This window comes from Lysinibacillus sp. fkY74-1 (assembly GCF_053165895.1).
On the sequence record NZ_CP170173.1, the window covers coordinates 1,742,033 to 1,761,364 of the forward strand.

Below are 19,332 nucleotides of genomic sequence, written 5' to 3' on the forward strand. Positions count from 1 at the left end.
TAGAAAGATATGATAACATTCATTTTAAAAAAACTGAATAATCTAATAATTAAGGAGGTGTTCTAGTATTGTAAACCTCTTTCAACCAATTGGAACGACTTCAAATGAAAATTCACCTGAGAGGCCATCTGTTATCGATAGCCAAGAGCCTCTTATCGAGATTACAGGTTTTCATAGAAGAATTTTTGTTGAACCTATTTACTATCAGCAAAAGATTCCTAATAGTTTACGAGGCATTTATGTACGTGAAGGTTTGTTTGAACGCTTGCAGCATGCTTTGACCCTATTACCGGAGGATTTTAGCCTGCTAATCTATGATGGCTATCGCCCATTCCAAGTTCAACAATATTTATTTAGTTATTTTTTAAAGCAATTGGCCCACATTCTGCCACATGCTACAGAACAAGAATTACTGCAGGCAACTAAAAAGTATGTCGCCTTACCAAGCGCAGAGGTTGCTCATTTAGCACCCCATTTAACAGGAGGTGCTATTGATATAACGCTTGCTGATAGACAAGGGAAAGCTTTGAATCTCGGTACAGCCTTTGATGAAATGAATGAAAAATCAGCTACACGCTATTTTGAACATAACTCAAATGAAAATCCAGAGGCTTGTCAACATCGACGTTTATTATACAACTGTATGACACAAGTAGGCTTTAGTAATTATGCAGAGGAATGGTGGCATTACGATTTTCATAACGTGGCGTGGGCAAGACGAGTTCAAGCTAAAACGGCCTGTTACGGAGCCATTCAGGTAACGATTCAAAATCATGAAATAAAGGAGATTCGATATCAATGAAAGTTTATATTAGCGCCGATATAGAAGGCATTACGGGTACAACTACCTGGAGTGAAACAGAGTTAAATGCACCTGACTATCAATTTTTTCAAAAACAAATGACACAAGAAGTAGAGGCTGCCATTGAAGGGGCGATAGCGGGGGGAGCAACAGAAATACTATTGAAGGATGCACACGATTCAGCACGCAATCTCGATATTTCTAATTTACCTATCAACTGTAAGGTAATCCGTGGCTGGACTTACGATCCGATGTGTATGGTTGCGGGTCTCGATCAAAGCTTTGACCGTGCGATTTTTATTGGCTATCACAGTAAAGGGGGAAGTGCGCGTAATCCGCTTGCCCATACACTTTGCACGTATGCAGATGTCAAAATAAATGGTGAGTATGCGAGTGAATTTTTAATTAATACGTATGCAGCGGCACTACATGGTGTTCCTGTTTCGTTTGTCAGTGGGGATGTTGGCTTGACTGAAGAAATTCAGATCGTCAATGAAAACATTGTGACCTTCGCGACAAAAGAAGGAATCGGGAATGCAACTATTAGTGTCAGCCCGAAGCTAACGCTTATGGAAACCAAAAGACTGGTAGAGTCCTCGATGAAGGTGCCACGTGAGCATATTCAGGTACCATTGCCAGAGCGCTTTATGATAGAAATCATATATCGAGATCATACACGGGCTTATCGTAATTCCTTTTATCCAAATGCCACATTTAAACCACATAATACTGTAGAATTCAACACGGATGATTTTTATGAAGTACTACGTATTTTGCAATTTTTAACTTGACTGTGAGGATGGGCTTTAACTTAGGAACGTGTGAGCCAATAGGACACGCTGTTGTCATGTTGAATAAGTAGTTTTGGTTGGCATCTATAGAGAGAGGGTCAATAGAGACTGACCTAGCGAATGTTTGAAAAATCCTATTGAGGGTCATGTCATCGGTCCTTCTAATAGGATTTTCATTATAAAAAGAGGACTAGGGGGATGCATGTGAGAAAATATGGGTGGCTTTTCGTATGTCTGGTCGTATTGTTTTGTGTAGCCTGCAATGATGAATCATCGAGTGAAAAAGCATCAGAATATCGCGTGGTGTATTCAGGGGAAATTAAAACATTAAATTATTTAAAAACGTCTGAAACGAATGAATTTGCGGTGGCGGCGAATATGGTGGATGGTCTCATTGAATATGATAAGTACGGGGTAGTCCAGCCAGGATTAGCGAAGGAATGGTCGGCAAATGAAGATGCCACTGTATGGACCTTTAAATTGCGTGATGACGCCAAATGGGTGACACATGAAGGGAAAGAATATGCGAATGTACTTGCACAGGATTTTGTGGACGGTTTACAATATGTTCTTGATGCCAAAAATGAATCCTCGACAGCCTGGATTGCGACAGTTGTAAAAAATGGAGAGGCATTCTATAACGGTGACATAACGGATTTCAAGCAGGTAGGCATAAAGGCGTTGGATGAACATACAGTAGAATATACTTTAGAAGCATCAACACCTTATTTTCTCTCTATGTTAAACTACGTTTGTTTCTTCCCAGTGAATGGTAAGTTCATTGCAGAAAAAGGGGTGGACTTTGGCACAACACGGGAAAATTTCCTTTATAATGGCGCTTATATTTTAGATAAATTTGAGCCACAAAATGAGCGTGTTCTAGTAAAAAATAATACGTATTGGGATAAAGACAAAGTACTGATTGACCGTATCCGCTACAAATATAATAAAGAAGCAGCAACGGTAGCACCTGAACTGTTTTTACGTGGAGAAATTGATTCCGCAAGTATTCCTACTTCCATTATTGATGAATGGTTTAAGGATGATAAGAAAAAATCTCAAGTTCGTCAAACACAAAATAACTTCTATACCTACTTCTACGCTCTCAACTTTAACCCACAATTTGACGCAGAATATGAACCAGATAACTGGAAGGTCGCCGTCAACAACAAAAATTTCCGAAAATCAATATTTCATGCCCTGGACCGTGTTTCCGCCATGCTAACGATGGAGCCTTATAATCCAGCCGATTTGCTGAGCAACACGATTACCCCAAAAAACTTTGTAGATGTTGAAGGGGTAGATTACACACAATTAACGCCGCTTGCAGCTATTTCCAATGAAGATTCCTTTCATAAAGAACTAGCACTTGAGTTCAAAGAAAAAGCCAAAGCGGCATTAGCGGGAAAAGCTACATTCCCTGTAAAAGTGTTATTGCCATATAATGCTGGTAGTCCAGACTGGGCTAATCGTTCCCAAGTAGTGGAGCAGCAAATTGAAAAATTACTCGGGACAGATTATGTCGACATTATTGTTGAGGCAGGTCCAGCGACAGGCTTTTTATCTGAGGTGCGTCGTCCTGGTAAATTTGCGCTTTTAGAAGCGAACTGGGGTCCAGATTATGCGGATCCATCCACGTATACGGATCCATTTACAGTGGATGGTACTTATAATAAACCTGAATTAGCTGAGGGGTATACAGAAGCCAATGGAAAAACGACGTATCAAAACCTTGTGGATGAAGCAAAAGTAACGATTGATGTGGCAAAACGTTATGAGCTATTTGCAAAGGCAGAGGCCTTTTTAATTGAAGAAGCTTTTGTAATACCCTATTCCGTTGGTGGTAGTGGCTATGTTGCATCTAAATTAAATCCTTTTGAGGCACAGTATTCACCATTTGGTGTGACTGCTGAGAAATTTAAAGGCCAGCAAGTTTTGGAAAAACCAATGAGTAATGAAGACTTTAAGAAAGCGCTTGCTCAGTGGGAACAAGAGCGTGCTGACGCTTTGGCTAATGCTAAAAAGTAGTAGGGGATCGTAGATGAAAAAGGAGATACCGAAAGGAACAGTCGGCATCTCCTTTAGTCTTTTTGACATAGGAGGATGGCGCGATGTTGCACTATATAGGAAAACGACTCTTACAATCCGTGTTCACCCTTTTTATTATTATTACTATTGTTTTTTCGTTATTACGATTAATGCCAGAGGAAGGATATTTAGGTGCGGCAGCCGATAAAATGTCTCCTGCTCAGCAAGAAATCTATTTAACGAATCTAGGATTACGGGATCCATTGCTTATCCAGCTAGGAAACTTTTACACGAAATTATTACAAGGGGATCTCGGGAAATCGGTGACCTATCGAACGGATGTACCTGTTACAACGATTATTGGGGACAAAATTATATATTCACTACTTTTTGGTTTAGGAGCTGTTGCCCTTTCACTCTTAATTGGTGTGCCGCTAGGTATTATGATGGCTTATCGTAAGGGGCGTTGGCTCGATCGACTTGGGACAGGCTATATTGTTTTTGTCGTAGCTGTACCTGCAGCTGTTTATTATTTAGTGATACAAATGTATATTACAGATCTTTTTCAATTGCCGATGCTCTTTGATGAATATAGACCGATTACATGGATTCTTCCATTAACCTCCATGGCGTTGGCTCCTACAGCCTCCTATGCGATGTGGATGAGACGTTATATGGTGGATGAATTGAACAAGGACTATATTAAACTTGCGAGAGCTAAGGGAGTAAAGGAACGAACATTAATGTTCAAGCATGTTTTACGAAATGCCTTTATCCCAATGGCGCAATATTTACCTGCCACTATTTTGTTCACCATTACGGGCTCTATTTATATAGAATCTTTGTATTCCATCCCAGGGATGGGGGGCTTACTCGTTGATGCGATTCAACGACAGGATAATACGATTGTCCAAGGCTTAGTGCTGGTGTTCTCCTCCCTTGGTATCATCGGACTTATTTTAGGGGATATTGCCATGGCGCTTGTTGATCCTCGGATTAAACTAGGCAAGGGAGGCGGAGTACGCTAATGGGCATGTATACGAATGAAATTCATAATATTTCTAATAAATCACGGGAAACATTGTTTGAATTTGTGGAAGTCGATGCGCGACAAGCAGAAGAAACAGGTCATTCTAATTACTCATATTGGCGTTCCACATGGCAATCCTTTTTGAAAAATCGACTAGCTGTGTTTTTATTAGTTGGCGTGCTTATAATTGTTGGGTTTACGATCCTACAGCCGTATTTACCAGCACAAAAATCACCAACGGAAATTTACCTAGATGAGCAAACTGGGATGCAGGCACGTAATATTTCCCCTAATGCTGAGTTTTGGTTTGGTACAAACTCAATTGGGCAGGATTTATGGTCACGAATTTGGGCGGGGACAAGGACATCCTTATTTATCGGCTGTGTAGTCGCTTTAGTAGAAGCCATGGTTGGGATTACAGTTGGAACACTATGGGGCTTTTCGCGAAAGCTAGAGGTGCCTATTACACAACTGTATAACGTTGTTGATAATATCCCAACAACCATTGTCCTGATTTTAATGTCTTATATTTTACGACCAAGTATATCAACGATTATTATCGCCATGTGTATAACGGGGTGGGTGGAAATGGCTAGATTTATTCGCAATCAAATTGTTATTTTACGCGACCGTGAATACAACTTAGCCTCTAAATGCTTAGGGACACCGGATTACCGTATCATTTTTAAAAATCTACTACCCTATTTAATTTCTGTCATTATGTTACGGTTGAGTCTAGCTATTCCCTTTGCCATAGGGGCAGAGGTATTTTTAACGTATATTGGCTTAGGGCTGCCAATTAGTGAACCGTCCTTAGGTAATTTAATCAATGAAGGGCGTGTGCTCATGATGTCGCCAGACTTACGATATCAGCTAATTTTTCCGAGTATTGTATTAAGTGTCATTACTATTGCGTTTTATATTATTGGTAATTCCTTTGCAGATGCAGCAGATCCGAAAAACCATGTATAAGGAGATGAAATTAGTGACATCTAAAAAATCACGCCTATTAGTTATCCAAAATTTAGTCATTCAATTCACATTACGTGGTCGTGTATTAACAGCAATTCGAGATATTTCTCTGGATATTTATAAAGGGGAAAGCTTAGCTATTGTTGGTGAATCTGGTTCTGGCAAATCCGTGCTCATGAAGTCCATTATGGGCTTGCTCGACAAAAACGGCAGCATTAAAAAGGGCAGAATCATTTATCGAGCACAGGATCTAGGCCAATTTACGACAGAGCAAGAATGGCTTCGGATACGAGGAAAGGAAATAGCGATGGTGACGCAGGACCCGATGACATCTTTAAATCCGTTAAAAACGATCGGGAAGCAAATTGAGGAATGTGTAGTGTTACATCAAGGCTTGAAGGGGAAGGAGGCTTATGAAGAAACATTAAAATTACTCACAGATGTTGGAATCCATGATGTGAAAAAACGCTATAAGCAATATCCACATGAATTTTCTGGTGGGATGCGTCAACGTATTGTCATTGCGATTGCGATCGCCTGTAAGCCAAATATTTTACTATGTGATGAACCAACAACCGCTTTAGATGTAACCATTCAAGCACAAATTTTGCAGCTATTAAAAAATCTCCAACAGAAGTATGGCTTAACGATTGTCTATATTACGCATGATTTAGGCGTCGTCGCCAAGGTGGCAGACCGTATCGCGGTGATGTATGCGGGTGATGTGATTGAGGTGGGGGAAACCCATGAAATTTTCTTTAATAGTAAGCACCCTTATACATGGGCCCTTATTTCCTCCTTACCGCAGCTCGGCTCCAAGGGAGAAGCGTTGTATTCGATCAAAGGGACGCCGCCCAATCTTTTTCAGGAAATAAAGGGTGATGCCTTTGCGCCGCGCAACGAATATGCGCTGAAAATTGATTTTATCGAGCGCCCACCTTTTTTTCAGGTTAGTGATACGCATTATGCACGAACATGGTTATTAGATCCACTTGCCCCAAAGGTAGAACCTCCTGCTGCCTTACAAGCCTTTTTTGCAGAGGGGAGGCAGTATGCTAGTGAGTGATAAAGAAGTGTTACTAGAAGTGAAAAATTTAACCGTCAATTTTGACAAGGGGAAAGATACATTTACGGTCATTGATGATGTTAGTTTTCATATTTTTAAAGGCGAAACATTTGGTTTAGTAGGTGAATCAGGTTCAGGGAAAACAACGATTGGGCGGTCTATTATGCGCATCAACGAGGTTACAGAGGGACAAATTTTATATCATGGCAAAACTATTCATGGGAAAATTCCGAAAGATTGGGATTTGGAAATTACCCAGAAAATCCAAATGATTTTTCAGGACCCGATGGCGTCGCTCAATGAACGTGCAAAAGTTGATTATATCGTGTCGGAAGGATTATATCCTTTCAAAAAATATAAAGATGAGGCAGAACGTCAGGAAAAGGTTCGCAAGTCACTATTAAACGTAGGTCTACTTCCAGAATTTTCGAATCGATTTCCTCACGAATTTTCTGGTGGTCAACGCCAACGTATTGGCATTGCTCGTGCATTAGTGATGGAACCAGAATTTATTATCGCTGATGAGCCAATATCTGCCTTAGACGTATCTATTCGGGCACAGGTATTGAATTTATTAGCAAATCTTCAACGGCAAAATCATTTAACCTTTTTATTTATTGCTCATGATCTATCCGTTGTCCGTTTTATCACGGATCGTACGGCCGTCATTTATAAAGGAAAAATTGTCGAGCTAGCCGAAACTGAGCGGCTTTTCATCCATCCACTTCATCCGTATACGAGAGCTTTACTATCAGCTGTACCGGAGCCAAACCCTTATAGGGAACGAGAGAAAGTGGTAGAGATTTATGATCCAACACAACATCGTTATGATGACAGTCCTCCTTCATTTGTGGAAATTGAGGATGGCCATTTTATTTTAGCTAATGAAGAAGAATTAACAGTTTATCGTACTTTATTGAAACGGGAGGTAAATGAATGATTCGTCCAAAGGCTTTGAAAAAAGGTGACACAATTGGTCTACTAAGTGCTTCAGGTGCTACTCCACCGGAAAGATTACAGCCGGCTATAGCGAGTATTGAAAAGCTTGGGTTGAAGGTGGTCGTTGGAGAGACGTGTCACGCGCGACATGGTTATTTAGCGGGCACTGATCATCAGCGGGCGGCGGATGTTCATCGAATGTTTCAGGATCCAACGATTGACGGCATATTTTGTGTTCGTGGTGGCTATGGGGCAACGAAAATTTTACCACTTTTAGATTTTGAGGTAATGAGGGCGAATCCTAAAGTCTTTGCAGGCTATAGTGATGTGACGGCTTTACATATAGCCTTCAACCAGCTAAGTGGCTTTGTTACGTACCATACACCCATGCCTTCGACTGAGTTTATTAGGCAGGAAATGGACGATTATACTTGGCAATCCTTTTGTCAGCACATAATGGCAGAAGAGATGGAGGAGTATGACTTAAAAAATCCTGTAGATCAACCAATGTCTAAACTCGTAGCTGGAAGTGCTACAGGAACACTTATTGGGGGCAATTTAACATTAGTGACAGCATCACTTGGGACACCCTATGAAATTGATACAAAAGGGAAAATTCTATTTTTAGAAGATATTGATGAAAGTGAACAACGAGTTGACCGAATGTTAACGCAATTAAAGCTAGCGGGGAAATTAGATGACGTAGCAGGTATCTTATTAGGAGCATGGACCAATTGCGGACCTGAAAATCCACAAAAGCCAGAACAAAGTTTATCGCTACAAACGATTTTTGAGGAAATTCTAGTGCCTTTTAACAAACCCATTATTTCAGGAATAGCGTGTGGACACTGTTTACCAACGCTGTCACTGCCTTTAGGAAGAACTATTACGATGGATGCAGACAATCATCAGATTCGTGTTGTTAGGTAGGTGTCATATGGAGAAAATAATCCAAGACCTCCTCCATGAAACTCCCTACAAAGTGCACCTCTTTGTAAAAAATCCAAAGAATGAGCAATTCCTATTTAGCCATCAAATAGGGGAGGCATTTTCGAGTGCTAGTATTATTAAAGTGCCGATTCTTCTAGCTGCTTTAGCGTATGTCGAGAAATACAGCATATCCCTTCATTCGTCCTTACCCATATCTCCTGCTGATTGGGTAGATTTTAGTGTAATAAGCGAGCAACGTCTGACGCAAAGCACCGTTTATGAGCTACTAGTATGGATGATTATAACAAGTGACAATACAGCAACAAACGTCCTAATTGATGTAGTAGGAATGGAATTTTTAAATGATTATTTCCGTCAAATAGGCTTACAGGAAACGTTGCTACAGCGAAAAATGATGGATGTCGAGCGCCTTGCAATGGGTTTAGACAACTTTACGTCTGCATGGGACATGGCTCACCTTTTTACACGTATTTATCAACAGGATTTACTAGCACCACCTTACAATAGGCTTGTCATCGATATTTTAAATAGACAACGCGCACATGAAGGCTTAAAGCGCTACCTCGTAGATGATGTAAAGCTAGCCCATAAAACAGGAGGGCTTGACACAGTCGATCATGATGTAGGTATTGTCTACAGTAACTCAATTGATTATCTGATTGGTGTTTTCATAACAAACGTAACGGAAAATGAGTTGGCTCGCCAACTTATTGGTCGTTTTTCAAAAGTGGTTTATGACCATATGATGGAGCAGAGGGAGGAACAGCAATGAAGTCTATCATTAAAGCTATGATTGCCAATTTGCATGTCAAGCCTGATGAAACTTCTGAATTAATAGATGAAGTTTTTTATGGCATGACAGTAGATATTCTGACAGACTGTCATGAGGATTGGGTATATGTCCAAACTGCCTATCGTTATAAAGGATATTGTCAGAAGGCTGATTTGCTGCTGGATGAAGATAAGGTATCGTTATGGCATAGAGAAGCACAGCATATCATTATTCAAAGTTTTGCAGATGTTTTACAGCAGCCTCGTATCCAAAGCACAAAGCTGATGACTCTTGTGAAAGGTTCTAGTATAGGCGTTGTTACGCAAGAGGACGTACCAGAAGAATGGTCTGCTGTACAATTAGTGTCGGGAAAAATAGGCTATGTTCGCACTAAGTGGCTACAGGCAAAGCGATCTCAAACGCAAATAACCGAGCATTCTTTTCGAGAAAACGTGATCGAAACAGCGTTAGGCTATCTAGCTACACCTTATCGCTGGGGTGGCAAATCACCATTAGGAATCGATTGCTCCGGCTTATGTTCAATGGCTTATATGTTAAATGGGGTTACTATTTTTAGGGATGCTAAAATGGTGGAGGGCTTTCCTATTGTGAAAATAGAGAAAGAAAGTAGACAAAAAGGTGATTTGCTCTATTTTCCAGGTCATATAGCTTTATACATGGGCGATAATTTGTATGTTCATTCTTCGCTTGGTGGGAACGAAGTGACCATCAATAGCCTAGATAAACAGCATGCACTCTATCGTCACGATTTAGCGACAACCCTAACAGAAGTAGGTACTTTATTTCCGGAGAAGCCCAAGCTATAGGCTTCTCTTTTTAACTGCCATTAAGCAGCTAGCCAATGGCCAGTATGCTATATTAGAAAAAAATTGAAGGGTAGAAGGGGAGTAGTTGGATTAAGGTTTACACGTCGTCAATCATCGCTAGATATAATTGGACAGATATGAGTTTAAAAGGAAGATGGATGTCCATGTAGAAGGACGGGTTCCAAGAGCGAAAGTAAGAAATCTGTATGTTAAGGAGGAGGGTTCAAGAAATAAAGACAGATGTCCATGGGTTAACGAATGAAGTCCATAACTTAAAGAGAGGGGTTTATACACTTCAGAAGGATACTCAATAGCTAAAGCATCATAGGGGCGTTACATAATAGAATCCGTTATTCACCGACAAATCAATATAGAATGTCTTGCTTTATTAGGTCAAAGCCTATAAAGCTTTTTTTGATGGTCATTATTTCGGAGGGTTTGCCAAAATAAATAAAGGACAAACGCCAAAATATTGATGACAAATAATGCGACTAGCTGCCATAAACCAATTAAAAAAGTGACCATGTATAGATCAAAGGCCGCTTCACCGACAGGCATATGTGGGAAGGGTGTTAATTGACTATAATGCCACACGAAATAACAGGCTAGTGCAGTACCTTGTCCCACATAAATAAAGATCCAATGGATATAAAATGATATTTTTAGTCGCCAGCAACAAAGGAACAGATTCAATACAATTATCAACATTGGGAACAGGACTATTTGAAAAAAGCTTTCAGCTATTTGAGTCATAAATAATAAGTTGTAGCTAAGTTGAATGATTGGCAAAAGTACTAGGTTGATGATGATGAGGCTGAGTAGTTGTGTACGAGTCACTATAGTCCTATCCTTTCCTTGCCGCATTTTTACATAAGGACGTTTGAGAAAAAGATTGGTTTCGCAAAAAAACTCCATGCCCATTTTCTGAGCATGGAGATTATCGTCTAATAGTGATAAATATTTAATTGCATACCAGCTTCGAGTCGATCTGACCTTAGCTGATTCCATTGCTTAATAGAGGTCACGTTGACATTATAGACCTCTGCGATATCTACTATAGAGTCACCATCCGTGACTGTGATCGTTTTTTTATCCTTTACCGGGCTGTCATATTGCTGTAGGTCATATTGAGCGATAAGTGAATTCAATTTTTCATTATATTTTGAATCAGTGGCATAGGAGCCTGTTAAAAACTTCGTCGCATCAGTATAGGATTTGGTGTTACTTTTGAAAACACCTGCATAATATTCCTTGTTCCACGAAACTCCATTTCGCATTAGCTTTACATAGTCCTGCATAGAAGCCTCATAGGAAGGGTATTTACGGAAATCAGCCATAATGGTAGACAGATTACCTGATCCATCATCCTCAGACGTTTCGAGTTTCACGGAATTATTTTGATAGCTGCCTTTCATGCCAAACAGATTATAATTGGGGGCAGAGCCAAGACCACTTTGTCCGCTCTCGCTTTCGAGAATGGCTTGTGCAATCATCACAGAGGCATATAAGTCATTATTGGCACCGAGATTTCGTGCAGTTTCAGCGATTTTGCCGATAAATTCTTCTGCACTTGGGCGATCATCAATGACGACAGGCTCTTCTCTTTCTGTCGTATGAAACAATTGGGTCACCATAAAAAATGAAATACAAATAACCACGACAGCAATCAGAAGTCCTTTAAAAAAATTAACTACGTATTTCATGATAGGCTTGATGTTGGTAGTGACCACATCTCCCTCCCTTCTATTAAAAGTTTAGCTATCTCTTATTATGACAAAGAGTGAAAGAGAAATAAAGAAGTGTGTAAATAAATAGCTTATATCATTAATAGAACGTTGCGAACGTTAAATAGTTCCATGTCATTCCGCTGAATTGTCTATCTTAAAAGTTTGAGACATATATTGTTTAAATCTCTCAAAATATTGTTCGGAAGCCTCCCAGCGTCTAGTATTTAAAAAAGCTATCTCGTGGCGACCAAAATGGTTAGGTGGTTGGTAGTGTCGAGAAACATAGGATGGATTTTCTAATGAATAAAAATAATACGCTTCATCAGGCGTCTTAATTTCAATACGAGCATGAATAAAATCACCATCTTCATCCGTATAGGCCTGACGAAAACTATAATATTTAGAACCGTCCCAGAAACCATCGTCATCCTCGTCAAGCCCTTGAATTTCTGGATGTTGTAAAATTCGTTCTACATATTGTACCTCGATTTTAGGCACATAAAGGGTAGCGACATTTACACAAGTTAATAACATAATCCAGTGATCCTGAATATCCACTAAATTGTCCTGAGGTAAATCCGTAATGTCCCACCATTCATCTCCTTCATCGAATGATTTTCTCAATAGGGAGACGGTTTGATCTTCATTGAGCCAAATAAAATAATGATACTGGGAGGTTTTCATATAAATGCTATCATTCGTCTTGTCTCCGTCATCATCGATATGCGCTCGCTGAACAGTGAAATGCACACCATGTTCCTCAAGGTCAAAATAAGGCTTGTCTCCAGTCATCAAAATACACTTTGTTAGCTTTAGTATATTTTCCACATCGATGTGATGGTCCGTAAAATATACATGAGTTGCCTTCTTGATGTGGGGGATTTCCTGTAAATTAGTCAGTGCGGAGCGTCCTTCTTTAAGGATACTCACCAATGTGACGAATGAAAATTCAATCTCTTCTTCATCGTCATCCATATCATAAAAAACCTCGTCAATTAACACATCTTGTATACGGATAGGGAGTTCCTGAAAAACGCCATCTCCGTGCCAAATGTTGACGATACATTGCAGTGACTTCTGTCCATGAACGTTAAAGCGATACTCATCGTCTTGAACTAATACGTTTGCCTGAAGATGACCATTGACAATCGTTTCCCCATGATTATAGGAGCCACACAAAATATCCTCTACTGTCAGATGTCCGTGAACATAGATTTCCTGACCACCTACAGCTATATTTTTAGCTGTCAAATTGCCCATTACCATCAGTCCTATTGCACCATCCGTTTCTGCATTGTATAAATGATCTACCGTCAAATGACCATCAATAACAATAATGATCACATTGTCTTGCTGTGGGAAAGGAATGTCCCAATCCAAATCAAGAAAAGGAAGCTTCAAATCTCCCTCATAGTACGCAACAAGGCCGTTCTCACTAAAATCCGTGTAATGGCTTGCCCACCAAGAGTTTTCGGGAAACTTATCAGCCAGTTTGTTAATAGGTATAAATTGAAAGACATTCTTCATAGTTCACTACCTCCCAATTGCCGTTTTTTTTATCTTCTCATAAGACGGAATTAACAGTCAATTTAGTAGATTTATGTGTAATTAGGGATAAAATGCTAAGATAAATAGTAAAGAGGTTTTACTACCATTGAGGAGTTGGGAGTGTAGTAAATCAACTAGCCTTCGTACAAATGTTTGGAAGGGCTATTATTTGTGAAATATATAGACGAAATACAAATTTACTATTTTATTCGCGAAATATAAGGAGCTGGCAAATGATAATATTTGATAATGTTTCAAAAATGTATAGTAACGACCATGTGGCTGTCAAAGCCCTCAACGTGGAGATTAAAAAAGGTGAATTCTTCGTTATTATCGGTCCAAGTGGATGTGGTAAAACTACTTTATTGAAGATGATCAACCGATTAATTCCATTGACTGAAGGAACTATTTGGATCAATGGAAAAAGAGTAAGTGATTATAATATTCACGAGTTACGCTGGAGTATCGGCTATGTGTTACAACAAATTGCTCTTTTTCCGCATATGACCATTGAAGAAAATATTGCGATTGTCCCAGAATTAAAAAAATGGAGTAAAACTAAAATTCAAAAGCGTGTGGATGAACTATTGGAATTGGTAGGCCTTGAGCCTGAAAAATATCGTCAGCGCAAGCCAAAGGAGTTATCTGGAGGGGAACAGCAAAGAGTGGGCGTAATTCGTGCATTAGCAGCTGATCCAGAAATTATTTTGATGGACGAACCTTTCAGTGCTTTAGATCCCATCAGTCGTACAAAGTTACAGGATGATCTACTGGACATGCAGCGTAAAATTCAAAAAACCATCGTCTTTGTCTCGCATGATATGCAGGAGGCGCTGAAGCTAGGGGATCGACTATGTGTCATGAAAGATGGAGAAATTGTTCAAATTGGATCTCCTCAGGAAATGGTAGAAAATCCAGTGAATGATTTTGTCCAACAATTTATAGGGGTAAATTCAGTTCACAATAGGTTTGATATTCGGACGGTTATGCAACCAATCGTAAGTGTTAGTGAGCTAGGGGATACGATTACTATCAATGAGCCGATCACAACGATTCTTGAAAAACTGACAGAGCATAACGTTCTTGGTGTGGAAGAAAATGGGGAGATTATGGGTATGGTGACTCGAACAGCTATACTGCAATATGTCGCAAATGATTTCAAGGAAAGAGGTCGAGCACATGACTAATTTCGTGGCGATGTTTGAGGAACGAAAGGAACAGCTTCTGGCAGCATTACTCGAGCATATACAAATCTCCTTTATAGCCCTATTTTTTGCCATCATTATTGCCATTCCGCTAGGTATCTATTTAACCAATAAAAAGAAAATAGCAGAAACTATAATTGGTATTAGTGCCGTGCTACAAACGATTCCATCTCTAGCGTTACTTGGGTTATTAATTCCTCTGTTCGGAATTGGCAAAGTTCCAGCCATCATTGCCTTAGTGGTCTATGCACTTTTACCGATTCTACGGAATACTTATACAGGCATCAAGGAAGTGGACCCTTCATTGAAGGAGGCCGCATTGGCAATGGGGATGAACACACCTAAACGTTTATTGAAGGTCGAATTGCCTCTTGCTCTGCCTGTCATCATGGCTGGTATTCGAACCGCTATGGTGTTAATTGTTGGCACAGCCACATTAGCTGCTTTAATTGGAGCCGGTGGTTTAGGGGATATTATTTTACTAGGCATTGATCGTAATAATACCGCACTCATTATTTTAGGGGCTGTGCCTGCAGCAATATTAGCATTAATCTTCGATATTTTACTGAAAAGGCTTGAGTCGCTGTCATTTAGAAAAACAGTAATAGCTGTCAGTCTTGTGAGTATGGTTGCATGGATGATGGTCTTCATGCCGCTTCTAAATGGTAAAGACCAAGATGAAATTGTCATCGCTGGAAAGCTAGGAGCGGAGCCTGAAATTCTCATTAATATGTATAAGTTATTAATAGAGCAGGATACAGACTTAACAGTGCAATTAAAACCAGGACTGGGTAAAACCTCATTTGTATTTAATGCGTTGAAATCTGGCAGCATTGATATATACCCAGAATTTACAGGCACAGCCATCTCAGAATTTTTAAAACAAGAAGCCATCAATAATAATGAGGCAGATGTCTATCGGCAGGCGAAAGATGGAATGCTAAAGCAATTTGATATGGTGATGCTGAGCCCAATGAACTATAACAATACGTATGCGTTAGCAGTATCGGAGGACTTGGCAGAAAGATATCAGCTACAAACTATTTCGGACCTTAAATCGATAGAACAAGCTGTTAAAGCAGGGTTTACATTGGAATTTAATGATCGTGAGGATGGATATGTCGGGATTCAAAAACGCTATGATATTGCGTTTCCCTCCCTTGCAACAATGGAGCCTAAGCTTCGCTACCAAGCGATTGAATCGGGAGATATCAACCTACTCGATGCTTATTCAACGGATAGTGAAATTCGTCAATACAAGCTCCGTGTATTAGAGGATGACCAAGCGCTGTTTCCGCCTTATCAAGGAGCCCCATTATTACGAAAAGAGACGCTGAACCAATATCCAGAGATTGAACAATCCTTAGATAAACTCGCTGATCAAATTACAGACGATGATATGCGGGAAATGAATTATCAAGTGAATGTAGAAGGAAAACTAGCGGCAGAAGTAGCTAATCAGTATCTAGTCAATGCCGGCTTACTGAAATAAACCATCATGACCCTCTAGTAGAAATGTGCTAGAGGGTTTTATTAATATCAATAATAATTTAATGATAAACATTAATTTATTATTGATAGAGATAAAAGGAACAGTATAATAAAATAGAAGAAAGGGGATGCTAAAAATGGAGAAAACAATTCAAAGCAAAGAATTTCAATTGTTGACAAAGGGGCTTCGGATCATCTTTACGGTCATCATGGCTCTCATGATTTTAGGCATGGCGTGCATGGCAGTTATTTTTATAGTAGCAATGATTGTGTCAGAGGATGCTGTGAATCATTGGTTAGTCAAGACAAGTGTGACAGCTTCCATTCATTTTGAGGGATTGGAAATGCTGTTGTCCAAGCAGACAGTTCAAGATATGTACTACAGGAAAATGGATATCGTGAAATTATTAGTAACTGCTACCATATACATAACTATTCTGTTTTTAATCGTTGTTCAAGTAAGAAATATTTTAAGTAATATAGCAAAAGGGATTATATTTTCGCTAGATAATAGTATAAAAATAGAAAGAATTGCGTATTGTGTGATAATCTTGAGCTTGACTGTAAGTGCATTCCGTACATATATCGTCTATCTAATGATGCAACCGTTTAAGCTTGAATCCTTATTGGAAAAGACAGATTTTATTACAGGGATCAGCTATCATTACACAGGCATTAATTGGACATTATTACTATGTGGTTTGGTGATTTGGACCATTGCGCGTATTTTCCGTTATGGTACATTTCTCCAAGATGAATATGATGCAACAGCTTAGGAAGTGAAAATATGACTATAATTATTCGTTTAGATCGGATGCTAGCGGATCGTAAAATGCAACTGAGTGAGCTTGCAGAAAGGGTTGATGTGTCAATTGTCAATCTTTCTAATTTAAAAACAGGTAAGGTAAGAGCTGTTCGTTTCTCTACTTTAAATGCTATCTGTAAGGCTCTGGGCTGTCAGCCGGGAGATATATTAGAATATGTCGAGGATGAAGATTAATCATTGTAGCATTTAAACATAGCAGCAAGAAAGGATTTTCATAAAAATGATGGTTTTCAGTTTTTTATTTATCGCCATTGTAGCAGAAGTTTTTGCAAGCTCTATGCTCAAGCGTACGGAAGGCTTCTCTCGTATTTGGCCATCTCTCGGAGTAGTGGTCGGCTATGGCACGGCCTTTTATTGTTTAGCCTTAACCCTAAAAACAATACCCATTGGCACAGCCTATGCAATATGGGCAGGATTAGGCACAGCACTAACAGCCATCGTGGGTGTTGTACTGTATAAGGAATTATTTAATCGTAAGAAGGTACTAGGGATTCTTTGTATTATTTTAGGTGTCGTGGTACTTAATCTTGCGGGTAGTCATTAGGAGGCTAACGAGATGAAAGGCTATTTATTTTTAACACTCTCGATTATCAGTGAGGTTTTTGCAACAACTATGCTGAAGCTTTCAGATGGATTTACAGTTCTAGGCCCATCTGTGGCGGTGGCACTTGGCTATGGAATATCATTCTACAGCCTATCCCTATGCTTGAAAACTTTGCCACTAAGCCTGGCCTATGCCATTTGGTCAGGTGTCGGCACCGCCTTGACGGTTATTGTAGGTATTGTCATTTGGGACGATATGTTTAACCTCTACTCTGCGCTTGGGATTGCACTCATAATAGGCGGAGTTATTTTGCTAAATGAAGGAAATCGAAATGATAGAGGGGCGGATAGCAAAGTGGAAGTGACGGATAGCATGCCAGAATAGACGGATAGCAGTAGGAAAGTGACGGATAGCATGTGGAAATAGACGGATAGAGTCAGAAAAATGGCGGATAGCAATGCAGGAATTGCAAATGACCGTTTAGGGGAGGAGGATGGGCTAGTGAAGGCGATTATTTTTGATTTTGATGGGACGATTATTGATACAGAAACAGCTTGGTATACAGTTTTTAAGGATGCTTATGCATCTTATGGTGTGGCATTATCGTTAGAGACGTATGCAAAATGCCTTGGTACAAATCTTCAGGATTTTAATCCTTATACCTATCTAGTTACACATCATCAAATGGATTTAGATGAGGAGGCATTTCGAACATCCATTCAAGGAAGGCATGCGGAACTGATGGAGTTGGAAGTGATAAGGCCTGGTATTTTAAATCTTTTGCAGCAAGCAAAGGAAGCGGGTTTAAAAATTGGTCTTGCAAGTAGTTCAAGCCGTTCATGGATTGATCGATTTGTAGATGCATTGGGTATACGAGAGTTTTTTGATTGTTATTGTACCGCTGATACGGTGACAAATGTTAAGCCTGATCCTGAGCTGTATGTGCAGGCACTTGAACAATTAGGTGTAAGTGCTAATGAAGCGATAGCTATGGAGGATTCACCGAATGGAGCACGTGCAGCTTTGGCAGCGGGTCTTCACACGGTAGTGGTTCCCAATACCATCACCAAGCAATTACCGTTTTCTACAGGTCATCATACAATAGATGATTTGGAACAATATGATTTAGAACAGCTACTGGCAAGCCTTGTCAAATAATGATTTGCTTCGAACCTCTAACCACTCATTTCGTTTGGTAGAGGTTTTTTTAGTTTCTTTGTGAAAAAGTCGTCATATTATGTATCGCTACATATTATAACGAGAGGGCAACTTACGGAGACTAGGATACTTATTCAGACTAGGGAGGGGGCTACAATTTGAATAGTGAGAAAAGAAGAAATCATTTTTTATGCGAAGCTTTGTGCGATTTGAAGGATCTTCAGGATATTATGATGGATTTTCATTCTAAATATTTCGGTCAGCTGCTTGTAAAAATAGTTGGGAGTGATACGATTCCGTTTTTTTTAATTACCAATAGTGGCGCACATTTAAGACTAATGGATACGGTAAAGGACTTTGAAACGGAGTTTTTCCGAATAGAGGACGTCGATAAAGATCGATATCGTGGCACGGTGTCTTTGCTACGTGCCTTTGATTATGAGGGGAACGATACCAATTCCCTTGCGGATGTAGTGAGGCTAGAAAAGACAAGTACAGAAAAATCCATTGAGCTAAGTAGTATTTCTGCGATTCAGCTATTAAAGCCAGATATGCTAAAAGGGAAATTTATCATTGAACCTAAATGGTAGCATCCTATTAAACGACTAGAGCTAGAGCATCTGTCTATATGAAAAGGATTAAGAGTGAATGTAAT

Annotated in this window: 21 protein-coding genes; 18 read left to right on the forward strand and 3 right to left on the reverse strand. The window is 39.6% G+C overall.

The genetic code is table 11. The features are described 5' to 3' along the window. Positions 1–253 precede the first annotated feature (253 nt). The 10 genes from ACE1MS_RS08210 to ACE1MS_RS08255 all read left to right on the forward strand — a co-directional run bounded on the left by ACE1MS_RS08210 (position 254) and on the right by ACE1MS_RS08255 (position 10,178). Complete coding sequence (locus tag ACE1MS_RS08210; protein WP_447402825.1) at positions 254–802, forward strand: M15 family metallopeptidase; 549 nt, start codon at positions 254–256, stop codon at positions 800–802. Then, positions 799–1,593 (forward strand): M55 family metallopeptidase, encoded by a 795-nt coding sequence (locus ACE1MS_RS08215; protein ID WP_036167945.1) that lies wholly within the window; start codon positions 799–801, stop codon positions 1,591–1,593. Before ACE1MS_RS08210 ends, ACE1MS_RS08215 begins: the two co-directional genes overlap by 4 nt. 198 nt (positions 1,594–1,791) lie before the next feature. Beyond that, positions 1,792–3,621 carry a peptide ABC transporter substrate-binding protein gene (locus ACE1MS_RS08220; RefSeq protein ID WP_036161304.1) on the forward strand — a complete coding sequence of 610 codons (1,830 nt, stop codon included), beginning with the start codon at positions 1,792–1,794 and terminating at the stop codon, positions 3,619–3,621. 83 nt (positions 3,622–3,704) lie between these two features. After that, a complete protein-coding gene (locus ACE1MS_RS08225) occupies positions 3,705–4,649 on the forward strand; it encodes an ABC transporter permease (protein ID WP_036161306.1) in 945 nt (314 codons plus the stop codon). Continuing rightward, positions 4,649–5,623 (forward strand): ABC transporter permease, encoded by a 975-nt coding sequence (locus ACE1MS_RS08230; protein ID WP_447402826.1) that lies wholly within the window; start codon positions 4,649–4,651, stop codon positions 5,621–5,623. Before ACE1MS_RS08225 ends, ACE1MS_RS08230 begins: the two co-directional genes overlap by 1 nt. Then, positions 5,616–6,689 (forward strand): ABC transporter ATP-binding protein, encoded by a 1,074-nt coding sequence (locus tag ACE1MS_RS08235; RefSeq protein ID WP_031419618.1) that lies wholly within the window; start codon positions 5,616–5,618, stop codon positions 6,687–6,689. Before ACE1MS_RS08230 ends, ACE1MS_RS08235 begins: the two co-directional genes overlap by 8 nt. Further along, complete coding sequence (locus ACE1MS_RS08240; protein ID WP_447402827.1) at positions 6,676–7,629, forward strand: ATP-binding cassette domain-containing protein; 954 nt, start codon at positions 6,676–6,678, stop codon at positions 7,627–7,629. Before ACE1MS_RS08235 ends, ACE1MS_RS08240 begins: the two co-directional genes overlap by 14 nt. Further along, a complete protein-coding gene (locus ACE1MS_RS08245) occupies positions 7,626–8,558 on the forward strand; it encodes a S66 peptidase family protein (RefSeq protein WP_031419619.1) in 933 nt (310 codons plus the stop codon). The genes ACE1MS_RS08240 and ACE1MS_RS08245 overlap by 4 nt, the downstream gene beginning before the upstream one ends. 7 nt (positions 8,559–8,565) lie before the next feature. After that, entirely contained in the window at positions 8,566–9,351 is a 786-nt protein-coding gene (locus tag ACE1MS_RS08250; RefSeq protein ID WP_099805957.1) for a serine hydrolase, read from the forward strand. Beyond that, complete coding sequence (locus ACE1MS_RS08255; protein ID WP_012293940.1) at positions 9,348–10,178, forward strand: C40 family peptidase; 831 nt, start codon at positions 9,348–9,350, stop codon at positions 10,176–10,178. Before ACE1MS_RS08250 ends, ACE1MS_RS08255 begins: the two co-directional genes overlap by 4 nt. A gap of 393 nt (positions 10,179–10,571) precedes the next feature. Here the strand turns inward: ACE1MS_RS08255 and ACE1MS_RS08260 are convergent, their stop codons facing one another. The 3 genes from ACE1MS_RS08260 to ACE1MS_RS08270 form a co-directional block, all read right to left on the reverse strand. Then, the gene (locus tag ACE1MS_RS08260; protein WP_230591380.1) at positions 10,572–11,015 is read right to left on the reverse strand and encodes a hypothetical protein; all 444 of its coding nucleotides are present in this window, start codon (positions 11,013–11,015) and stop codon (positions 10,572–10,574) included. Between the two features lie 107 nt (positions 11,016–11,122). Next, positions 11,123–11,908: a glucosaminidase domain-containing protein gene (locus tag ACE1MS_RS08265; protein ID WP_230584372.1), complete on the reverse strand. Its 786-nt coding sequence runs from the start codon at positions 11,906–11,908 to the stop codon at positions 11,123–11,125. Positions 11,909–12,037: 129 nt separating this feature from the next. Next, positions 12,038–13,432 (reverse strand): hypothetical protein, encoded by a 1,395-nt coding sequence (locus ACE1MS_RS08270; RefSeq protein WP_447402828.1) that lies wholly within the window; start codon positions 13,430–13,432, stop codon positions 12,038–12,040. A 254-nt stretch (positions 13,433–13,686) separates the two neighbouring features. Between ACE1MS_RS08270 and ACE1MS_RS08275 the strand changes: the two genes are divergently transcribed. The 8 genes from ACE1MS_RS08275 (at position 13,687) to ACE1MS_RS08310 (ending at position 19,267) form a co-directional block, all read left to right on the forward strand. Beyond that, positions 13,687–14,640 (forward strand): ABC transporter ATP-binding protein, encoded by a 954-nt coding sequence (locus ACE1MS_RS08275; RefSeq protein WP_198694806.1) that lies wholly within the window; start codon positions 13,687–13,689, stop codon positions 14,638–14,640. After that, the gene (locus ACE1MS_RS08280) at positions 14,633–16,150 is read left to right on the forward strand and encodes an ABC transporter permease/substrate-binding protein (protein ID WP_036161309.1); all 1,518 of its coding nucleotides are present in this window, start codon (positions 14,633–14,635) and stop codon (positions 16,148–16,150) included. Before ACE1MS_RS08275 ends, ACE1MS_RS08280 begins: the two co-directional genes overlap by 8 nt. Positions 16,151–16,286: 136 nt before the next feature. Then, positions 16,287–16,925 (forward strand): DUF2975 domain-containing protein, encoded by a 639-nt coding sequence (locus ACE1MS_RS08285; protein ID WP_036161312.1) that lies wholly within the window; start codon positions 16,287–16,289, stop codon positions 16,923–16,925. 11 nt (positions 16,926–16,936) lie between these two features. Beyond that, complete coding sequence (locus tag ACE1MS_RS08290; RefSeq protein ID WP_031419630.1) at positions 16,937–17,149, forward strand: helix-turn-helix domain-containing protein; 213 nt, start codon at positions 16,937–16,939, stop codon at positions 17,147–17,149. Positions 17,150–17,195: 46 nt separating this feature from the next. Beyond that, the gene (locus ACE1MS_RS08295) at positions 17,196–17,519 is read left to right on the forward strand and encodes a DMT family transporter (protein ID WP_012293949.1); all 324 of its coding nucleotides are present in this window, start codon (positions 17,196–17,198) and stop codon (positions 17,517–17,519) included. A gap of 12 nt (positions 17,520–17,531) precedes the next feature. After that, positions 17,532–17,903 (forward strand): DMT family transporter, encoded by a 372-nt coding sequence (locus ACE1MS_RS08300; protein WP_012293950.1) that lies wholly within the window; start codon positions 17,532–17,534, stop codon positions 17,901–17,903. 60 nt (positions 17,904–17,963) lie between these two features. Next, the gene (locus ACE1MS_RS08305; protein ID WP_012293951.1) at positions 17,964–18,677 is read left to right on the forward strand and encodes an HAD family hydrolase; all 714 of its coding nucleotides are present in this window, start codon (positions 17,964–17,966) and stop codon (positions 18,675–18,677) included. A gap of 158 nt (positions 18,678–18,835) precedes the next feature. After that, positions 18,836–19,267 carry a hypothetical protein gene (locus tag ACE1MS_RS08310; protein ID WP_031419634.1) on the forward strand — a complete coding sequence of 144 codons (432 nt, stop codon included), beginning with the start codon at positions 18,836–18,838 and terminating at the stop codon, positions 19,265–19,267. Positions 19,268–19,332 lie beyond the last annotated feature (65 nt).